Source organism: Chryseobacterium sp. KACC 21268, from assembly GCA_028736075.1.
GTDB lineage: Bacteria > Bacteroidota > Bacteroidia > Flavobacteriales > Weeksellaceae > Epilithonimonas.
This window is the reverse complement of sequence record CP117875.1, coordinates 2,222,573-2,243,040: the sequence shown is the minus strand read 5'-3', so window position 1 is coordinate 2,243,040 and position 20,468 is coordinate 2,222,573. Positions and strand designations below refer to the sequence as shown.

The 20,468-nt window shown below is 37.5% G+C and carries 14 protein-coding genes; 4 read left to right on the top strand and 10 right to left on the bottom strand.

The features are described from left to right. Positions 1–391 precede the first annotated feature (391 nt). The 3 genes from PQ459_10405 to PQ459_10395 all read left to right on the top strand — a co-directional run bounded on the left by PQ459_10405 (position 392) and on the right by PQ459_10395 (position 8,333). On the top strand, positions 392–1,789 hold the full coding sequence (locus PQ459_10405; protein WDF45307.1) for a LuxR C-terminal-related transcriptional regulator: 1,398 nt from the start codon (positions 392–394) through the stop codon (positions 1,787–1,789). A 168-nt stretch (positions 1,790–1,957) separates the two neighbouring features. Next, entirely contained in the window at positions 1,958–5,113 is a 3,156-nt protein-coding gene (locus PQ459_10400) for an Ig-like domain-containing protein (GenBank protein WDF45306.1), read from the top strand. 175 nt (positions 5,114–5,288) lie between these two features. After that, on the top strand, positions 5,289–8,333 hold the full coding sequence (locus PQ459_10395; GenBank protein WDF45305.1) for a T9SS type A sorting domain-containing protein: 3,045 nt from the start codon (positions 5,289–5,291) through the stop codon (positions 8,331–8,333). 257 nt (positions 8,334–8,590) lie between these two features. Here PQ459_10395 and PQ459_10390 read toward each other — a convergent pair whose 3' ends face one another. The 8 genes from PQ459_10390 to PQ459_10355 all read right to left on the bottom strand — a co-directional run bounded on the left by PQ459_10390 (position 8,591) and on the right by PQ459_10355 (position 17,455). Further along, positions 8,591–9,718, bottom strand: a complete 1,128-nt coding sequence (locus tag PQ459_10390; protein WDF45304.1) for an NADH-dependent flavin oxidoreductase — start codon at positions 9,716–9,718, stop codon at positions 8,591–8,593. A gap of 106 nt (positions 9,719–9,824) precedes the next feature. After that, positions 9,825–10,076, bottom strand: a complete 252-nt coding sequence (locus tag PQ459_10385; protein ID WDF45303.1) for a helix-turn-helix transcriptional regulator — start codon at positions 10,074–10,076, stop codon at positions 9,825–9,827. Beyond that, positions 10,060–10,722: a hypothetical protein gene (locus tag PQ459_10380; protein ID WDF45302.1), complete on the bottom strand. Its 663-nt coding sequence runs from the start codon at positions 10,720–10,722 to the stop codon at positions 10,060–10,062. The genes PQ459_10385 and PQ459_10380 overlap by 17 nt, the downstream gene beginning before the upstream one ends. Before the next feature lie 213 nt (positions 10,723–10,935). Beyond that, on the bottom strand, positions 10,936–11,682 hold the full coding sequence (locus PQ459_10375) for a glucose 1-dehydrogenase (GenBank protein ID WDF45301.1): 747 nt from the start codon (positions 11,680–11,682) through the stop codon (positions 10,936–10,938). An 84-nt stretch (positions 11,683–11,766) separates the two neighbouring features. Then, positions 11,767–12,678 carry a helix-turn-helix transcriptional regulator gene (locus PQ459_10370; GenBank protein WDF45300.1) on the bottom strand — a complete coding sequence of 304 codons (912 nt, stop codon included), beginning with the start codon at positions 12,676–12,678 and terminating at the stop codon, positions 11,767–11,769. Between the two features lie 107 nt (positions 12,679–12,785). Continuing rightward, a complete protein-coding gene (locus PQ459_10365; protein WDF48716.1) occupies positions 12,786–14,810 on the bottom strand; it encodes a BCCT family transporter in 2,025 nt (674 codons plus the stop codon). A gap of 257 nt (positions 14,811–15,067) precedes the next feature. After that, a complete protein-coding gene (locus PQ459_10360; GenBank protein ID WDF45299.1) occupies positions 15,068–15,775 on the bottom strand; it encodes a DUF429 domain-containing protein in 708 nt (235 codons plus the stop codon). Between the two features lie 1,050 nt (positions 15,776–16,825). Next, on the bottom strand, positions 16,826–17,455 hold the full coding sequence (locus PQ459_10355; protein WDF45298.1) for a nitroreductase family protein: 630 nt from the start codon (positions 17,453–17,455) through the stop codon (positions 16,826–16,828). A gap of 105 nt (positions 17,456–17,560) precedes the next feature. On the opposite strand from PQ459_10355, the gene PQ459_10350 reads away from it, so the two are divergent. Beyond that, positions 17,561–17,938: a helix-turn-helix domain-containing protein gene (locus PQ459_10350; protein ID WDF45297.1), complete on the top strand. Its 378-nt coding sequence runs from the start codon at positions 17,561–17,563 to the stop codon at positions 17,936–17,938. A gap of 135 nt (positions 17,939–18,073) precedes the next feature. On the opposite strand, the gene PQ459_10345 is transcribed toward PQ459_10350, so the two are convergent. Together PQ459_10345 and PQ459_10340 are read right to left on the bottom strand one after the other, a co-directional pair. Further along, positions 18,074–18,898, bottom strand: coding sequence for a Cof-type HAD-IIB family hydrolase (locus PQ459_10345; GenBank protein WDF45296.1), 825 nt, complete (start codon positions 18,896–18,898; stop codon positions 18,074–18,076). 153 nt (positions 18,899–19,051) lie between these two features. Next, positions 19,052–20,440 carry a DASH family cryptochrome gene (locus PQ459_10340; protein WDF45295.1) on the bottom strand — a complete coding sequence of 463 codons (1,389 nt, stop codon included), beginning with the start codon at positions 20,438–20,440 and terminating at the stop codon, positions 19,052–19,054. Positions 20,441–20,468 lie beyond the last annotated feature (28 nt).

Genomic DNA, 20,468 nt, shown 5'->3' with positions numbered 1-20,468 from the left:
CCGTCAACTTTAGGTGTAATTTTTTATAAAATCAATCTTCACAAGTCTCTTTTTGAAAAGGCGTCTGATTTCTTCCTCCTCAATTTCATTTAAGCGAAAAGCATTTTTATAACTGACAACGAGAAGATCAAAAGATCTTTTAAATTTTGACCTTTTCCCAGCATATTAAATTTAGAGATTTAAATATAGATAATGATCTTTAAAGCTTTTGATCGAAAGGTTTCAATGTTTTAAAAATCCATATCTATTTTACTAAGAAAAATTTTCCCTTACATTATAGATCTATCCGTTAAATCTATTTGAACCTCCAACAATTCGATTAGTTTGTGAAAATAATTTATGTAATAATATTTAAAAGTTAAATATTCTTACATAAATTTGAAGAATGAGAATGCTTTTTAAACAATCTTATCGAACCCTATATTTACTGGTTTTTCTATCATTAACTACATCAGTTTTTGGTCAAAATCCAGATGCAGAATTAAAGAGAGACCTGCAGGATAACGGACAATTATTCAGTTCCAATGCTGATAAAGCCTTTAGAAACATTGATGCTTTGTTGAAACGTGTAGCTAAGCAAAAGAATCATGCCGGTGAACTGACACTTTTAGATAGAAAATGCCGATATTTCTACATCAAGAATCAAATTGACAAATTGATTGTATCAGCTGAAGAATTGGAAAGTAAAGCGCTGGAATATGAAGATGTATATTTCCAAGGTATGTCCAATATTTATCTCGCTGAATCTTATTCTATTAATGGATTTAGCGATCGCGCTATCTCTTATTTGGATGAGGCCTATAAAATTCTTAAAAATGATAATAGCGGACAAAAAAGAATATTTCTAGCTAAGACCAATGTCTTAAACAGCTATGCCAATATCTATTCTGATATGGGACAACCCAAAAAGGCGATTCAGAAATTGCGCGAGATCATCAAAAGTTCTGATGAACTGAAAAATAAATTTGAGGAAGATAAGTTTCAGTATGTCAACTATTCCAATATAGCAGGTTTATATGAAAACTACAATTTAGATTCTGCCAGATATTTCGCTCTAAAATCTATAGAACTAAAACCTAAAGGGAAAAAAGATGATGGCATCATGATGATGAACTACTATCTGCTGGGACAAGCTTATAAGCAAAACTCAAATATCAAGGAGGCGATCACGAATTACCATAAAGCTTTACAAGTTAGTAAAGAAACAGGACTTGAACTCAACCAAAAAATAGTATATCAGTCATTGATAGAACTTTATAAAAAAATTGGTAGAAAAGACAGCACAATAATCTATGATAACAAATTAAAACAGTTAGAAAACTCAATGTTGCAAAGCAAGTACAATTCTTTGCAAAAAGTTATCGTTGAAGATCATAAGAAAGATCGTATCTCTCCCATATTAATCTACGGATCAATTTGCGTTGTGATATTATTATTGGTACTCATTATTTTTTTCATTCGCAAGCCTAAAAATAATCTGTCACAGACTCCTCAGGAATCATATTTGATCCTAAAGGAAATGGCAGAAAAGAACGATCCTGCATTCATGTTTACATTTGACCAGATTTTTCCAAATTTTTCTGAAACACTGCTAAAAATCAATCCTGACCTTCACAAATCAGAAATTGAGTTTTGCGCACTTCTCAAGCTGAATCTATCTACCAAAGAAATTGCTAAAACAACCTTCATCGAAACAAAAACAGTTCAAAACAAAAAATATCGCATCAGAAAAAAATTAAACATTCCGCCAAATACAGACATCTATGTCTGGTTTAGTGGCATTGAATGAAAATGTAAACTATTGATTATCAAGATGAGGTATCTAATGAGTACTTTGTTTTATTTCTAAAGGAAGCAATAGAGGACTTGCAAATTACATAATTTGTAACTCTGTAATATATATTTGTGATGGCAATAAGGCCAATTCTATTCACAATTTTATAATGCAACCTTTTTTATGAAAAAATCATTATTATTTTTTTCTTCGTTGCTCTGCTTACTACTTTTTAATAGTACAAGAGCTCAAGTATGGGAATCAGTCGGAAGTTCAGCCGGCATCTCTGCCGGAAATGCCGGACGTCTTACCATGGTAAATGACTTTCAGGACAATTTATATGTAGGCTACTACGATGCCGCAGCATTCAAGGGCTCGGTACAGAAATTCAACGGCACTTCTTGGTCGTATGTTGGAAATCAAGGGATGACAACTACCACTGCCGGATACAACTCTCTGTCGGTAAACAATCAGGGAGTACCTTATTTTTTAAATCAAGCGGGTACACCAGAAGTAGGGCATCAGGCTAGGGTGTTTCAAAATAATGCTTGGGTATCATTACCAAATGTTACAAATGCGGTCATTAACTACAATTCCTCGACTATTTCCGCAAACAACACATTATTTGTTGTAAACAACGAAGCAAATGGAACGGTAAAAAAATTAGTTAATGGAGCTTGGGTACAAGTCGGAAATTCAGGTTTTGCTAATGGACTACCGGCTTTTGTTGACATGGTCTCCACAACAGACGGTAAAATATATGTCAGTTTCAACACTGCAGGTTATCTTCATGTATATGTGAACGATCAAAATGCCACTGCAACAGATGCCTGGCAGCCAGCTGGCGGTGTTGCAGACCTTGCCTCGTCACCTACCAACGATGAATATTATTCTTCACTTGCAACAGACAGCAACAACAATGTTTACGTAGCTTATGCTTCTGGCACTGCCGGTGGCAATAAATTGAATGTAAAGAAGTTCAATGGTACTGCCTGGTCTCAGGTAGGTCCGCTTAACTTTTCTCCAGGAAGAACAAAATATGCAAGTATAGCAATTGGCACAAACAATAAATTATATGTAGCCGTAAGTAACTGGGAAAATGCAGACACGCTTAGAAATTATGTGATGGGCTATGATGAGACGACTAACACTTGGAGTCAGGTAGGAACAGGTTATGCATCTCAGGGACAAGGCTTATTTAATTCACTGGCTGTGACAAGCAATGGTGATCTGTACCTGGCTTATGTAGATTCTGTTTTGCTGAAATTATGTGTAAAAAAACTTAATCTGGCCGTTGTGGCGCCAACCACTCTAGAAGTAAGCACACAGAACAATGCTCCTGCTACAATCAATGTTGATAAAGGAACATTACAATTAAATTCTGTTGTGAATCCGTCGAATGCAAGTCAAGATGTAGTTTGGAGTGTTGAGGAAGGAAGTACATTTGCAACTGTTAGCCAAACTGGTTTGGTTACAGCAATTGCTTCTAACGCTATCGTAAAGATCAAGGCAACATCTGCGCTTAATTTTGCAGTTTTTGATGAGATTGATGTTACCATTACCAATCAGAATAGTCCCGTGGCGGCGGCTTCTGTAAAAGTTTCAACCTTAGATGACGTTCCTAAGGAGATTTACTCTATCGGAGGAACATTGCAGTTAATCTCAAAGACCTTACCTGTTGAAGCAGACCAGTATGTCAACTGGAGCGTTACACAAGGTGCTAATATTGCAAGTGTAGATGCAACTGGAAAAGTTACTGGCTTAGGCGAAGGGTTTGCTGTCATTCGCGCTACTGATACAAAGAGTGCATTATATGATGAGATCCGTGTAGATGTTTTCAAAAATGGATGCAGACAAGCGGTTAATACTAATTTCTTTGGTACAGGATTGACCATTACAAAAAACGTCCGTAAAGGCGCGGATGACTTCATTGTTCCGGCAGGAAGCAAATTTGAAGTGACAAAAATTAGACTCAACGTTATATCCTCAGATACCTCAGCCCTAGGCTCTTTTGATTTCAAATTTCTAGACACCAAAAACAATGGCCAGCCAGGGAAAGAAATAGCATCTGTCTTAAATGTCGTGCCTACAAGTCAAAAATACCTTAAAGAGTACATTGCTGGTCTCGCTCATTACGAGGTCGAATTCTACCTTTCTCAACCAGTATCTTTTAATGAAGGTACTTATTGGTTAAGCCCTTCGGCTACAGGACAAGATGGTTCTTCAGTATTTTGGGATGCTACGGTAAGTGAAGAGTTAGGATCTGATTTTTACCAGGATAGGTTAGATGGCAATGGATGGATTGTTGCGAATGATGGCGGATTCAATGGCGCCTTCGCGATTGTTGGAAATTGTATGCCGATGCCGTTGACAGTAGGTGCTGTCCAAGGGCAGAACACTCAGATTTTGATTGGTCAAACAGTTCAGTTGGAGGCAAAATTAAATGGAAACATTACTACAAATGTAAATTGGTCAGTTGTAGAAGGAAATAACTTTATATCAGTGAACTCCAACGGATTAGTAACAGGACTTGCTTCCGGTATTGCTAAGGTCAGAGTAACTAATCCTGTTGATGGCAGCTATGCAACTTCTATGATTTATGTGACTGATCCTAATGCGTGTGGTAAGGAAGTACCATCCAATAATAAAGAAGAAGGCTGGATTGGAGTCGCTGCTGTAGATATAGATGTGCCTGTCGGAACTAAGTTTACTATTAAGTCAGTGCTTCCAACTACAGTAAATTTTGCCACTTCTTTCAGTTTCAAATTCTACAAGGATGACAATGGACAACCCGGAGAAGAACTTTTAGCAGTAGGCAGTTCAATTGTAGATGATACCACGGGTACACAATGGCTACCATTACCGTACTGGGCTCATAAATATGAAGTCAAATTGAATCAGGAAGTTGTCCTGGAAGCTGGTAAATACTGGATGTCTATGGAATCCGATGCAATTGGCTGGGAAGCATCTACGTCAGGCGTAATCGGTGAACCAATGATGTTGTTTGAGGATGGCGCTTGGAATTCGTCACCAACAGGAAGTGATTTTGTCTACGAATTGAAAGGTACTTGTACAGCTTCTGATCTTGCCACAAGTGAGATCACTGGAAAAGACTTCAAATTCTATCCAAATCCTGTGAAAGATGTATTAAACTTCGATTCTACTAAAAAAGTTGAAAGTATAGAGATCTTTGGTATGTCTGGACAAAAGGTGAAGCAATTGAAACCTAATATGTCAAACGGACAAGTTTCTACTGATAAACTTCCGACAGGAGTTTACATTTTCAAAGCTTCTTTGGAAGATGGAACAACCAAATCTTTCCGAGTGATCAAAAAATAATCATATCAATTTCAAGTAAAAATGAAGATAGGAAAGCTGTCTAAGTAAAATTAGGCAGCTTTTTCTTTCAAAAATTCACACTTACGAAATACATAATATTTTAGCATTAAAAATAAAAATATCATAAACATTCAATGATATTTAGACGAATATTACAATTACATAATAAACAACTATGAGAAGAATTTTATTAACTAGCTTAATAGCGCTTGGAGCATTAGCATCAGCCCAGGTTACAGGATCAAAAACGATCGGCACCGATTACACTACCCTATCCGATGCCTTTGCTGATCTTAATACAAAAGGTGTAGGATCTGGAGGCGTAACATTGAACATACCAGCAGGTTATTTAGAAACAGCACCGGCAGGTGGATTTCAATTGGGAAGCACTGTATTAAACGCCACTCTATCGTCAGCAAATCCTTTGGTCATTCAAAAAAATGGTTCAGGAGCTAATCCTTTGTTTACAGGAAATACGGGAACGTCGACCACTGTGGATGCAATCTTTAAATTTTCCGGCGTAGATCATATGACCATTGATGGAATTGACTTAAAAGAAAATACAGCCAATACAACAGCAGTCACTCTCAATGAGCGGGGTTTTGCTTTTTACAATCTGACTGGCACAGATGGATGTAATTACAACACCATCAAAAACAGCAAAGTAACATTCCTAAGAAACTTCAACAACACAGCGATCGGAATCTATTTTGCACATCAAAGTGCAACAGGCACGGCAGTGAACCCTGCAACTTTGGAAGGCACACATAGTTACAACAAAATCTACAGCAATACGATTGAAAAATCATTGGGCTCCGCTATTATGTTTGCTGGTTATACTTTTGCGCCAGCTCCTTACACGCTTTTTGATCAGGGAAATGATATTGGAGGATCTTCCGCAGCAACAGGAAATACATTGTCGGATATTGGCGGCGTTGCAGGTGGTGCCTATGTCAATAACAATTACGGCTTCAATCATACAGCTCAAAATAACCTGAATGTCTCCCACAACACCATCAACTTTTCACTGAACGGAAAAGGAACTGTGGGAATATTTGTTTCGGGAACAAACGCTACATTTACGACAAACAACAATGTAATTAATGCATTTGGAAATGCTGATAATAATGTTGGTACCCAGCATTATGGAATATATGCGAATTCATCAGGAATGAACTTGACTGCAAACAGTAATATCATAAAAGTTAGAACAGGAAGTTTCAATGGAGGAAGTGCCGCCTATGGACTTTATGTTCAGAATGCAAGTGGAACTCTTACTGCTAATGGTAATGACATTTCTATCTATGGTGTCGATACCGTTCAAGGATTGTATGCTTCTACCACGGGAACATTTTCCAACATCACCAATAATATTGTCAGAAATCTATCAACATCAGGCTCGTTTTCCAATGCGAGTGCTATCTATCTGAGCGGGACAGCTCTTAGCACCAATATTTCTAATAATAAGATCAGCGATATTGTTTCAAATGGAAATGGAGGAAATGCCTATGGACTTTATGTTGGTGGTTCTACAGCCAATACTACAACCAACATATTCAATAATCTGATCTCTGATGTGAAAACACCTACCGCAAATGGGACAAGTGTAAGTTTGGCAGGGATCAACCTTGCTGCAACTGGAGCAACTTCCAAATTGAACGTCTATTACAATACTGTGAATTTAAATGCTGTATCGAATGGTACGAATTTCAGCTCAACAGGAATACTGCACGCTTATAACGTCAATGCGACCAATGGCGCACTAAGCCTTAGAAACAACATTATTGTAAACACTTCTACTCCCAATGGCACGGGCACAACAAGTGCATTCAGGAGAACATCCGCAGTCAATTTGGAGAATTATGCTTTGACATCGGATAACAACGATTTTGCAGTTGGCGTCAATGGTTTTGTTTATTTCAATGGAACTACAAAGTACAACCTGGAAGATTTCAAAACTTTAGTATCAACTCGCGAAGCAAACTCTATCAGTCTAGTACCACAGTTTTTATCAGTTTCCGGAACCGACGCGGATTTCCTTAAGATCAATGGAAGCGCACCAGCGAACGAACTTCTGGATAATAAAGGCACTAACATCGAAAATTTTACGACCGACTTTGCCGGCACAACAAGAAATGCCGCAACACCGGATCTTGGCGCTTATGAATTTACTTACGCTGCACCGACAGTTGCGCCAGATTGCACGACCATCACAGTTCCTTCCAATTCATCAATAAGTGTAGCTCCTAATCCAGTAACAATCAACTGGCCTGCCGCCAACAATGCAACAAATTACAAAGTATATTTGGGTAACACTGCAGGAGGTTCCGAACTTGTCAATGGAACTATTGTCACAGGCTTATCTTATGTTGCGAATCTGGATAGGAATAAAACATACTATCTAAGAGTAATACCCACAAACAATATCGGAGATGCAACTGGATGTCAGGAAATCACTTTCTCAACCAACGATTTTGCATTCTGTACGCCATTATTTCCGACCGTTGAGCCTATCACCAACATTACTTTTGGAGGAATCAACAATTCCAGTAGTGCCGTTTTGAATGGAACATCTGCCTATGAAAATTTCACCAATATTACCGGACAAGTAAAAGCAGGAACTACGTCAGAATTGACTGTTTCAGGAAAAAGTGATTCCAATGACGGAAAGAAATCTTTCTTTGTCGTCTTCGTTGATTGGAATCAGAATGGAAGCCTGAATGATGCTGGAGAAGTTTATTTTGGAGATGGATCTCTATTCATAGACAATTCGACTGGTGAGGATGGTAAGACAGCTTTAGGAAACATCGCTATCCCTTCTGATGCGAAATTGGGACAAACGAGAATGCGTATCAAAAAAGAATGGTCATATTCCGCTCCACTGGCAACAAGCAATTTTACAAATCCTTGTGACATAGCCAGAAACTTCGGCCAGGCAGAAGATTATACTTTAAATGTATTGGCAGATGCAACTTTGGCGACAACAGAAATTGGCAAATCAAAAGTCTTTGTGTATCCAAATCCTGTAACTGATATCCTGAATATCTCGGATGTGAAAGGTGCAAAATCTATTTCAGTTTTTGATACTGCAGGAAGACAAATTAAATCTATTGCTGCTTCTTCTGCAATTGACCTCTCGAACTTAAATTCCGGATTGTACGTTATCAAACTTCAAATGGAAAACGGAAGTGAAAAATCGTTTAAAGTGATTAAAAAATAATTCATTCATTTTTATTTGTGTTAAAGTCCATTCCCTGTTGAATGGGCTTTTATTTTTATTAATATTAATAATAAATAATTAGATATTATTTGATTTTAGTCAAAAATAATTGCAGTAGTTAAGACACTTCAAATCTCTTATCAAATTATATTTTTAAACCTTGCAACTTTATGATGCAAGGTTTAAAAAATACGGTTCACTACTTCGTCCCTATCTATTTAAAATATTCTTTAAATTAAATTATGTAAGATCAATTACTAATCAACTACTTTAAAGAAACCTGTCGCAACTTTGATAAAAGCCTGAAGTTTTTTTGGAACAGCAAGCTCGTCGGCCTTCGAAAGATTTAGAACCTCATTGGTCTTGTCCCCTTTTGCTACAAGTTCAACCCAATCAGGATTAATAATCAATCCGTGTCCAACGGCAACCAGAGATAGTCCCATATTGATCGCCTTTACCGCATCGTCACCTTGTTTGATACCGCCTGCTGAGATTACAGGAATTCTGTTGTCAACGTGATCAAGTATCAAACTTAGTATCGTTGAATCACCACTTTCTTCACCCACCGGTTTCTGATGTAGCAGATCCGCTAGAGATACGTGGAGATAGTCAATGCCAGAACTGACCAGCTTATCGATCAATGGGAATATATCTCTTACCCTATAACTTTCCGGCTCTTCCGGTGATATCCTGAAGCCAATAAGGAACGGACGGTCAGCATATTTTGCAATGATTTCCTTTACCTCTTTTATAACTTCCAATGCAAAGTTCATTCTTTTTTCAGTTGTTCCGCCCCAATGGTCTGTCCGCTGATTGTAATAGGGTGAAAAGAAATTCTGCAAAAGGAATCCGTGAGCGCCGTGTAATTCTATTCCGTCGAAGCCAGCCTTGATAGCTCTGTGCGTCGTCTCACCAAAGGCCTTTATCATTTCCAGAATTTCATCATTTGTCAATTCCCGTGATTCCACCCCGCCAGCATACAATGCAGATGGTGCCAAGGCGACAGTACTTGCGCTGACAGAAGTACCATCTGGGATCAAATCCAGCACTGCCTTGTTACCTGCGTGATAGATTTGAAGTATGGCGGGTGCGCCATCCTTTTTCGCAGCAATCGCGAGCTTTTTGAGACCTGGTAAAAAGGAATCATCGTAAGCTGCATATTCATTGGTAAAACCAATTCCATTTGCCATTACTCTTGTACAGCCAGTGATGACCAAACCGACATTTCCGCTACGCGCCTCGTAGTGCCTGATCTCTTCTTCTGCGACGGAATAATCATCATTGCTGGACCAAGTTGTCATAGGTGACATTGCAATTCGGTTTTTGACTTTGATTCCTTTCTTAAAAGAAAAAGGTTCGAATAGTTGTTGTGTTTCTGTATTCATTATAATTTAATTTAAACTCTTATTACTAATTGATATTTAACTTGATTAAGACAAAAGCGCAGCTCACCCCAGTTGCCTGCAGGTAAAGAATTTCACGAAAAAAAAATTAATTTAGACCGCTATATTTAAAGGCATTTGGCGACACACCTACCTCTTTTTTGAAAAGCCTTGCGAAATAATTGGAATTTTCAAATCCTAAAGAAAATGCAATTTCAGAAATATTCATTTTTCCTTCAATCAATAGATTTTTTGCTTCTTTTATGAGGTACATATGGATTAGCTCGATTGCTGTTTTACCCGTTTCCTGTTTGAGAAGGTCACTTAGATACCGGGAAGAAAGATTAAGTTTCTCTGCCATATAGGAAACCGTTGGAAGACCTGCCTGCCTGACTTACTATTCTTTCATTGTAGTATCTATCAAGCTCCTGCTGAAATCTTCCGGCATAAGCACCAGTCGCTTCAATGCGATTGATAAACTGTCTTTTATAAAATCGCTGAGAATACGTCAATAAAGTTCCAAGATGCGCCAGAAGAATTTGTTTGGTGTAATCATCTGTGTTATTGTAGGATTCTTTGTGCATAGTCCGCGCAAGATTCCAGATGATATCTTCCTCACTAGGCGTAAGATACAGAGCTTCCTTGGTTTCATAATCAAAATAACCATAGTTCTTCAATTCACTGAACAGAAAGGTGCCGGAAACAAAATCTTCTTTGACCGCTATCAAAAAGCAGCCATCCTCCGCCTTTACATTTTTAAAGGTAACCGTTTGATTAGGCCGAAAAAAAGTCATCTTCCCTCTTTGATGGTCAAATTCTTTTTTCCCGTAAGTAATATCTCCTGAAATAAATGTCTGAAAAGAAATAATATAAAAATCGGCACTGAAAATAATATCCTCAATTCCACCATCACTTTTGTGACCAAAGGTTACGCTGAACAAAGGATGTTCCGGGCTTTCCACTCCGATATCCTTGTTGAAAGTGCTTATGTCTTTATAATGTTTCATAATCTGCAAATTGTTCCATCTTGTTTACAGTGCAAAGTTCGAATTTTAAATAATAGTTTGTTGATACAGAAGTAGTAAGTTTTAGCACAATTTTACGGAGACTACTATCACAGATCGATTGTCTGAGAAAAATTGTTAGACCAAATAAATAGCGCCACTTTTATCAAAGTGACGCTATTAAAAAAAAAGTAATATTTAGCAACAAACAATGAACTATTGAATGCTCATTCCGCCGTCTATGACCTGCTCTGTCCCTGTGAGAAATGATGATTCATCAGAGGCTAAAAATACCACCAGATTACTAACTTCATTTGCATCTGCCATTCTGCCCAGAGGCGTAACATCTGCTGCTCCGCTTCCGTCTTCGCCAGTGGCTTCCACCATCATTGGAGTTTTGATATATCCTGGATGCACTGAATTGGCTCTGATATTTTCTTTACCATATTCTACTGCGGCTGCCTTTGTAAGACCTCTGACAGCAAATTTACTGCCCGTGTAGGCCAGGCTTGGATATCCCGGGATTGCTACTATTCCGGCAACTGACGAAATATTTACAATTGAACCTACACCAGCCTTCTGCATCGACGGTATCGTATATTTCATTCCATAGAAGACAGCATTTTGATTGATTTCAATTACCTTCAGGTATTCTTCTTCCGTGATTTCGGTTACCGTTTTTATTGGCCCTAAAATCCCTGCATTATTGACTAGAACATTGATCGGTCCAAACTTCTCTTCACCTTTCGCCACAACATCTTTCCATTGCTCTGCATCCGAAACATCGTGCTTTACGAACAGAGCATTTTCACCTAACTCATCAGCAATCTTTTTTCCTTTTTCTTCATTGAGATCAGTAAGTATCACTTTAGCTCCTTCTTCAATAAATTTTCTTGCGTGCGACTCTCCCATTCCTTGGGATGCACCGGTAATAATTGCTATTTTTCCTTTTAATCGTTCCATATGAATTCTATATTTTGTTATGATATAAAATTACAAATTAATGATCTACAAACAGTTATCTACAACTGGACAATGTTTATCATTTTATGGAACCATCAAAACATTGTGTTTACGAAATGAAGTGGGTGTATTACCAGTCTGCTTTTTAAAATACCGGCTGAAGGATTGAATATTGTTGAATTGCAGATCATCAGCGATCTGACCTATTGACGCATTAGGATCTGACAGACGCATTTTGCATTCAGACAGGAGTGCCGCATTGATGATTTCAGCAGGAGTTTGATAAAACTGACTTTTTATAATTTTATGCAGATAATTAGTTGTGATGTTCAGTTCTTGGGCGTAAAATTCAATATTTCTAAAGGTTAAGTAGTGCTTTGAAACCAGTTTTTTGAAACTGTAACCGATCTCTTCCTCACGAGGTTGATGATTGGTGTTTCTGTTTTCGATGTATCTGTTTACCAAAAAATCACTTTCGTTGATCAATGCCAGAAGCATACTTTTAGCTGAGTAGATCCATCTCTCATTGTCTGCTTCCGAAGCAATTAAAAAATCCAGTGTGCGTGCAAACAATGTATTCATTTTCGAGTGATCTTCCTTAGAAATTACAACCTGTGAACCGAACTTATTTTTCAGAAAGGAATTGGGCGCGATGGAGAAGAAACTTTCGAAAAGATAATCCGTAAACTTTTTCGTAAATAGTACAAACATTCCCTTTGTACCAGCTTCTATCTTAGTTACCTTTACATTTTGATCAGGACGGTAGATCAATAATGAACGCTCATCTATCAGAAATTTCTGGTAATCCACTTCAATTGTGATGCTACCGGAATTGATGATCCCATAGGCAAAATAATGCGGTTTCATTTCAAAAGGTTCGAAGATCTCCGGTACATCTGTAAGATACAGGAACTCATCTGAAATACTCCAGTCGAGCTTTCTGTAGTTGATGATGTTTCTGATTGTATATGGTTTGATCTGATCCTTTTTTTTCATTCATTTAAGTTATCGAATTTGTCGTAATGAAACTGCATTTTTCAAAAAAAAGCAATATGAACATTTAAAGAATATTGGAGTTGTTGTGTAGTATCATTAAATCCATTCTATTTCAACGGAGCAGTACTGTCATTGCTTACAAACATCTCATTCGAACGGTCGGCGATTATTTTAAGAAAGCGGTCATAATGTTTGAGCACATCACTGATCAATTCATTCTTAGTAAAATACTGAACATCGTAGCCTTCACGAGAGTCCCCGAAATAGGTCTGCGGATAGTAGGTAACATTACTTTCCAGATTAGGTAGATTTTTGTCATCGACCATATATTCCGAAACGATTCTCTTCACACACTTCACGCCATAGATGAAATCATTGACAATGTCATGGCGTATTTCAAGATATACCCTTTTCGAATCCTCGATATAATGGACCTCAGCAATTATCCCATTGGCTTCCAACTCATCCCTCAGATCATTGAATGCAGCAAACGCCTCCTCCTCGATAAATTTTTTCACCGATTCCTCTGTCTTGAATGAGACAATGGTCTTAAGACGCTGCCTCCAAAATTCACCTGACCATGGAACGGTCGAGACAGAAAGTCCCTTTTCATAATAATCATGGTCGATAACCAGTGCCTTCATCAGGGATATCACAAATAATACCATAATGATGGCAAAAGGCAACGCCGTAATGAGTGTCATTGTCTGTAAAGCCTGTAATCCTCCGGCATTTAGCAACATCAACGCCAGTGCCGCAAGGAGAACTCCCCAAAAGACCATTTGCACCTTGGGTGAACGTGAGGAATTTTTGGTCGAGATGCTATCCATTACCAGGATCCCGGAATCTGCCGACGTGACGAAGAAGATCATAATGATACAAACCACTGCAACGCTAAGGATATCAGAAAATGGAAGATATTCCAGGAATCGGAACATAAGCGCATCCGGATCTGAGACCAAGTTGCCCAATGCACCGTTTGCAACATTGAGATCAATCCAGATCGCACTGTTGCCTAGAACAGACATCCATAAGAAGTTGAACAAGGTTGGGATGATCAATACGGCGGCAATGAACTCCCTGATGGTCCGACCCTTGGAGATTTTCGCAATGAAAAGACCTACAAAAGGCGACCAAGATATCCACCATGCCCAATACAGAATTGTCCAGTTGTAGAACCATGGTAAGGTCTTTTCTTCATAAACGTGCGTATTGAATGTAAGGTCGAAGAAATTATTGATATAATTTCCCAGACCATACGTGAAGCTCCCTATAAGATAGACCGTAGGCCCTAATATCAATATAATTGCAAGTAGTACCACGACCGCAACGACATTGATGTTACTCAATATCCTAACTCCCTTGTCAACTCCTGACGTCGCAGAAAAGACGGCAACGGATACCAGAACCGCCACGATGATGAATTGGTAGATCGCCCCTGTATCAGGCAGGATGTTCAAGGTCTCCAGACCTGAGTTGATCTGCACTACGCCGAACCCAAGCGTCGTGGTAATGCCAAAAAAAGTACTGCACAATGCGAAGACATCTATCACATCTCCCCATTTGCCGTTGATTCTTTCCTTCAACAATGGATACAGACAACTACGGAGCGAAAGTGGGAGGCGGTACCTGTACGTGAAGTATGCCAGGCATAGTCCTACAAGACCATAAATAGCCCATGCATGGATGCCCCAATGGAAAAAAGTATAAAGCTGAGCATTTTTAGCCCTACTGATGATGTGACTTTCTGAGAAGGCATCCGTCGAATAGTGCTGCATCGGCTCCGCAACACTGAAATACATCAGTCCGATTCCCATACCTGCGGCAAAAAGCATTGAGATCCACGAGAAAAAAGAATATTCCGGCGTGCTTTCATTCGGCCCTAACTTGATCTTCCCATATTTACTGAACAAGAGGAAGACCAGAAATACCACGAAGATTGTGACACACCAGACATAGATCCAGTTCAGGTCGACAAATATGAAGTTCTTTATATCTGTCAGTATCGAATTGACCATTGTTGGAAAAATGACTGACAGGAGACAGATCCCAATTATAAAAATAAGACTAGGTACTGTCACACCATAGTCAAATGTGAGTTTGGGTTTGGAGAAATGTTTGGGTAGGTCCATGGCGGTTAAAGGTAATGATATATTTCTGATGTGCTTCTTATGGCTTGGGCATCGGTCCGATATTGTGATTTTTTTCGTGATGATTGCAAAAAATAGACCTAAGAGGTTATGAATCATCATTGGTCATCGAAATGAAATTGCCATCAGTCCATCATATGAACTATCAGACCATGCGATTCGTTCTTTGGAACTTCAAATGCAAAATTAAATCAGATCCGTCTTGGGATGATCATTTTTATTATAAAGACACTTATCTCCTAAAATCTAAAGACATTGATCTTCATACCCAGACCCTTCTCATCGAATTGTGAGCTATCCAAAGAGATGTTGTTCTTTATCATCTCTTCCAAAGTGACAGCCAAGCACAGAGCATCCAAAATATCATCTTTTGCTACATTCATTCGCGAAAATTTTTGAATAGTTTTTCTATAAATATCACCAATATTTTGAGAAAACTCAAGTAGGATAGACAACCGTTCTTTTTGTCCTTCTTCGGTCTTCTTGTTAAATTCCATTGAAATGCCTTGATTAAGGTGATGGAATGCCAACTCCGGATGTGATTCCTTAAATCTAGTTCTTAGTTTTTCATTTTGAAGCAGTAGATGATCCAGCTCTCTGATTTTGGAACAGATGAACCAGCTCTGCTTAGATAATCCTTTTTGGAGTATCTCACGATTGAGCTGGTTCGCCATTTCGTAGTTATCTGCGTAGAGAGCCTGCCGGCACGGAATAGGAAAAATACTTGATTTTCTCTGCGGCGATAATTCCCTTCGAGCATCTCTATCACAAGTTCTTTCTACCTTTTCACTAGGCAATCCAATTGGCATATCGATCAAGAAAATAGTTTGATCGTCGTAAAATGAAACAAGCTCGCTAAGTGTTTTAAAAAGTTGTCCACAGCTGTCACTTGTTGAAACAGCCATCCATCCAAATTTGCAACCGTCTATTCCTATTAATTTATTCATTCAGATCCGAGATTATATTGAGATAATCTAATAAATATAAAACTTTTAAGGTCATTTTCTTTAGAACTTTTTGCAATTTCAATTTGATAATTTCGCTTTTGTATTTTCCTGTGCCATTCTTATCACTCTACCATTTCATTTCTTTCTCTCCAACAGTGAAATTTACCAGAACAGTTTGTTCACTTAATAGACATCTAGACATAAAAAATTATTTGTCGGAATAATAAAAGATATAAATCTATCATACAACAATGAACTCGAAATCAAATATAATATACTCAAAAAAGATTTATCAGAAAGTATAACACCTCTTAAAAGAGCAAGCGAAAATAAGTCTTGCCAAGTTCACAAACAGCCAAATGGCGCCATTTTTTTAAGTATACTTTAATAAATTTTTAGTTCCTGAATACCAATATATATATCCATATTTACTTAATAAAAGCTGCAATATACATTCTAATTTTAAAGTCTTGATTTTTTTGATACAAGAATATAATAATTGTATCCTAACAGAGTTAGCAACTCCATAATAGTGAGTATAATATTTTAAACATACCAACTTCAGAAGAATTGACTCAACTATATTCTGTTGCTCCAGCTGAGATCAAGGAAATGAAGCAGGTTCTGGAAGCCTACTCCCAGCAACAGTTTTCACAAGATAAAAAACGACAACAGCATCCTAAAAACTGAACTTCTGAATGAAAGGCAAAAGCAGCTGCTGGAAAAAATGTCAGAGGGATTCTACAACAAAGAGATAGCAGAGAAGCTTTTTATTTCTGAAAACACTGTCAAATACCACATTAAAAACATCTACTTGATTCTTGATTTAAAAGACAGAAAAGATCTTCTGACCAAAATAAATAGAAAAAATGATTCTAATTAATTAAAACGCTTTGCTCATTTTGTAGCGATAGAGTCAAAGCTTTTTTTCGTTTTTGTGATTTACTAAAAAGTATTCATAGATAAGCCCTGATGCTTGTCAGGGCTTCTATTGTTAATGAAGAATTTTCAGATTAACAAATACAGAAATTCCTCCAAATTCAAACATTTTTAATGTATTTTGGTCGAAAATTCATTGATGGGTAACCGGGATTTCGGCATGGCTGCCAGAAAATCATTGGTTTCATCACGATACCCCAATGATAATATAATCGAAGCGTGAAGACCTTGTTCTGATAAACCTAAAACCTCATCAAACAGGTTGGGGTCAAATCCTTCCATAGGCGTTGCGTCCACTTTTAACTCTGCAGCAGCGATGAGGGCTGTACCTAGAGCGATATAAGCTTGCTTATCCGACCAAATCACATTTTGCTCGGGTGTCTGGATAGAGAAATAGTCGATTAGCATATCCTTCAGCTCGTTCAATGCTCCGTTTTCCAAATTTCGCTGCTGTTCCGTCATCTCAACATAATTCCTGATGTAGTCATTGGTTATTTCATTGAATCCAGCAAAGACCAACAAATGAGAAGATGCAAGAATTTGTGCATTGAAAGACCCTTCTCCCAACCTTTTTCTTACTTCGTGGTTGGTGATGACAAATAGTCGATAGGGCTGTATTCCACAGGACGAGGCGGTAAGATTGATGGCTTCAATAATTTGGTTGACCTTGTCTTCGCTAACCTGCTCGTCTGAGTATTTCTTGACAGCATAACGCCATTTCAGATTTTTGATTAATTCCATTTTTTTTATTTATAAATTGAAAGGACAAAGTTATCTGTTCAATGTGTATATTTGTAACTTAGTGACAAAAAGTTATAGTGACAAATGGGTAACCAAGTGAATAGTATGAAACAAGAATTTAATCTGGTAAAGGATTGCAGTCAAAAGATACTGGCGATCAGTGATACAATGGAAATTTTAAACGGGAGATGGAAAATGTCCATCATAGCCTGTCTGTGCTATAAGCCTATGAGGTATTCAGAATTGCTGAAAGAGGTAAAAGGCATTTCCGGCAAGATGCTCAGCCGTGAGTTGAAAGATCTAGAGATTAATGAATTGATTAATCGTCAAGTACTGAACACCGCACCTGTCGCCGTGGAATATCAAATAACTGAGTACGGTGAATCACTTAAACAGCTGACGAACACCATAGCAGATTGGGGCTTTATCCATAGAGAACGCATCATTTCAGGAATGAAGAGGAAGATGGATAATAAATTATAAAATTATCAATATATACTAAAAAAATTTAAATGATCTTACTTAGATCCTGGTTTCATAAATGGTCAACGATTGTAGATTGATTATCAACACGTCATCTAACTTAATTACAATTTAAGAAATTCCTTGCATAATATATTATCCAGCCATACTTGCCGAAGTTTCATCTAATAGCCCAAAATGTATCAAAGCTTTTTGGATTCCGTGATCATCAACATCTTCAGTAATATAATCAGCGATCTCTTTGACACTATCTCCGGCATTCCCCATGGCAACACCTATTTTTACAGACTTAAGCATAGAAATATCATTTCCACCGTCACCAAAAGCCATCGTTTCAGAAATATCAATATCAAAATGTTTACAAAAATATTCGACACCTCCTTGTTTGCTTACTCCTCCCGGATTGACATCAGCAAATAACGGTGTCCATCTTGAAGACAAAGAATTTGGCATGATTTCTTGTATAAAGGATTTATCATTTTCAGGCTCGATAAAAACATTGACCTGCAGAACGTTATCAATATCAAAATTCTCTTTATCAAACAATGGCGGTACAGGAATATCAACGTGACGATATAATTCAAGGACTTTTGGACTCTCATGACTAATTCTAACTTTATCTTCATACATCAATGAAAAACTCACATCAGATCTATCCGAGTAATTGATTAGATTTTTTATATCATCAGGGTTGATCACCTCTCTGAACATAACTTGACCATCGACTGTAGTACAGTGACCACCATTAAATGTAAGGAAACCATCAAACTCAATATGTTTAATATGATTAAGATCATTGACCGAACGACCGGTGGCAACGATAACCTTGATTCCCTTCTCACGAAGATTCTTTATCGCAATCCTGGTCGACTCGGGAATTGATTTGGTTTTGAAGCTGAATAGTGTTCCGTCCACATCAAAAAAGACAGCTTTAATTGTAGGATTTTGCAAAGAAGTCATATAAAGTAATTATTAAATCATTTTCATAAAAATACACATATTACTCTGCAAGATTGCCCTCTATACGTACATTTAACTCTATTTTAATATTTGATACCTGCGAAATTTCAAATCTTGATCTTCCTTAAAACCGAATCATTTAAAATCAAGTTTCTAAATTTTAAGTTTTTTAATTAAATTAATGGCTCTTTCCCATTTTGTAAAGATCTCGATTGGTCTGGGATATTCCGAATTATCGAATTCCCAAGGAATCAATACTTCAATATCATTGCTATCTTTCAACTCAGGAATCCATTCTCTTATAAAATCCTGCGCTTTATATTTATTCGATTGATGGATGGGGTTTGTATAGTAAATTTCAAAAGCCTGCATATGCCAGTTCATCCAGTTTGAACTCACGTCGTAGTCTATCAGTTTGCTTTCAAAATACGCAGCTCCCCACGTCCAGTCAATATTCAGATCGTGCACGAAGTAGCTGGCGCAATTGACTCGGCCGCGATTGCTCATATATCCTGTTTTGTTTAACTGCCTCATATGTGCATCTACAAAAGGAATTCCTGTTTTCCCCTCACACCACTTCTCGAAATTTCCCTGATCATTGTCAAAAGAAATTTCTTTATTTCTATATCCTTTCGTCTTGAAGATCTTATCACCGAATTTCATTCCTTTGAAGGTAAAATAGTCACGCCATACCAGCTCAAAGACAAGCCACCAAGTGCTTTGGTTCTTTTTTATTTTGTTTTCGTATTTTTTGACCGTGTCAAAAATTTCCCTCGGAGAAATGCATCCCAAAGCTAAGTATGGTGATAATTTTGAACTGTAATCCAATCCCTGCGACTGGTTTCTCGTCCATCGGTACCCTGTTAGAAGTTCGGATTTAAAAGTATAATATTGAAGCCTTTCCGATGCTTTGGTTTCTCCGCCTTCTAAAAGAGGTTGTGCATTATCATATTCTTTTTTTGTAAAGCCAATTTTTTTATAGGAAGGGAATTTTGTACTCTTGACATTGTAAACGCCTTTTAATTTTTTCGGTGTCTTATACACTTCTCTAGGCTCGGACTCTTTTCCTGCGGGAATTCTGTAGGCTTTGCTTGACAAAGGAATCTTTGAAATTGAAAAAGGAATATCATCTTTGTGGTACAGCGTTTTTCCCCAATAAAAATGAAAATTTACGGAAGGTAAAATCTTTTCAATTTTCTGAATTAGATGGAGCTCTTCGCTTGCATATTCTTCCTCAGCATAAATATCCTTGATCCCATACTTCTCTACCAATTCGGGCAGAAATTGAGTAGCAGATTCTGAGCTTATCAATAAATGGGCACCCAGTTTTTCTAAATGCTTCTGCAAATCAATAACGGACTGTTCCAAAAATTTAAAACGGTTGATATCACATTTTTTAAATCCCAAATCAAGCTTATTGAAATTGCTTTTTTCAATTGCAAAGCAGAAAATAAGTTCATCACATTCCTCTATTCCTTTTGTCAAAGCTTCATTATCGTGAAGTCTTAAATCATTTTTAAACCAAACCAATCCAGTTTTCATAGCCGTTTTTTTTAATGCTTACAAATTC

Coding starts and splice junctions, on each gene's coding strand:
- PQ459_10370 (WDF45300.1), bottom strand. CDS start 12,678: ATGAAAAAAAAGGATCAGATCAAACCATATACAATCAGAAACATCATC.
- PQ459_10350 (WDF45297.1), top strand. CDS start 17,561: ATGAAACAAGAATTTAATCTGGTAAAGGATTGCAGTCAAAAGATACTG.
- PQ459_10395 (WDF45305.1), top strand. CDS start 5,289: ATGAGAAGAATTTTATTAACTAGCTTAATAGCGCTTGGAGCATTAGCA.
- PQ459_10365 (WDF48716.1), bottom strand. CDS start 14,810: ATGGACCTACCCAAACATTTCTCCAAACCCAAACTCACATTTGACTAT.
- PQ459_10375 (WDF45301.1), bottom strand. CDS start 11,682: ATGGAACGATTAAAAGGAAAAATAGCAATTATTACCGGTGCATCCCAA.
- PQ459_10345 (WDF45296.1), bottom strand. CDS start 18,898: ATGACTTCTTTGCAAAATCCTACAATTAAAGCTGTCTTTTTTGATGTG.
- PQ459_10355 (WDF45298.1), bottom strand. CDS start 17,455: ATGGAATTAATCAAAAATCTGAAATGGCGTTATGCTGTCAAGAAATAC.
- PQ459_10400 (WDF45306.1), top strand. CDS start 1,958: ATGAAAAAATCATTATTATTTTTTTCTTCGTTGCTCTGCTTACTACTT.
- PQ459_10405 (WDF45307.1), top strand. CDS start 392: ATGCTTTTTAAACAATCTTATCGAACCCTATATTTACTGGTTTTTCTA.
- PQ459_10380 (WDF45302.1), bottom strand. CDS start 10,722: ATGAAACATTATAAAGACATAAGCACTTTCAACAAGGATATCGGAGTG.
- PQ459_10340 (WDF45295.1), bottom strand. CDS start 20,440: ATGAAAACTGGATTGGTTTGGTTTAAAAATGATTTAAGACTTCACGAT.
- PQ459_10390 (WDF45304.1), bottom strand. CDS start 9,718: ATGAATACAGAAACACAACAACTATTCGAACCTTTTTCTTTTAAGAAA.
- PQ459_10385 (WDF45303.1), bottom strand. CDS start 10,076: ATGGCAGAGAAACTTAATCTTTCTTCCCGGTATCTAAGTGACCTTCTC.
- PQ459_10360 (WDF45299.1), bottom strand. CDS start 15,775: ATGAATAAATTAATAGGAATAGACGGTTGCAAATTTGGATGGATGGCT.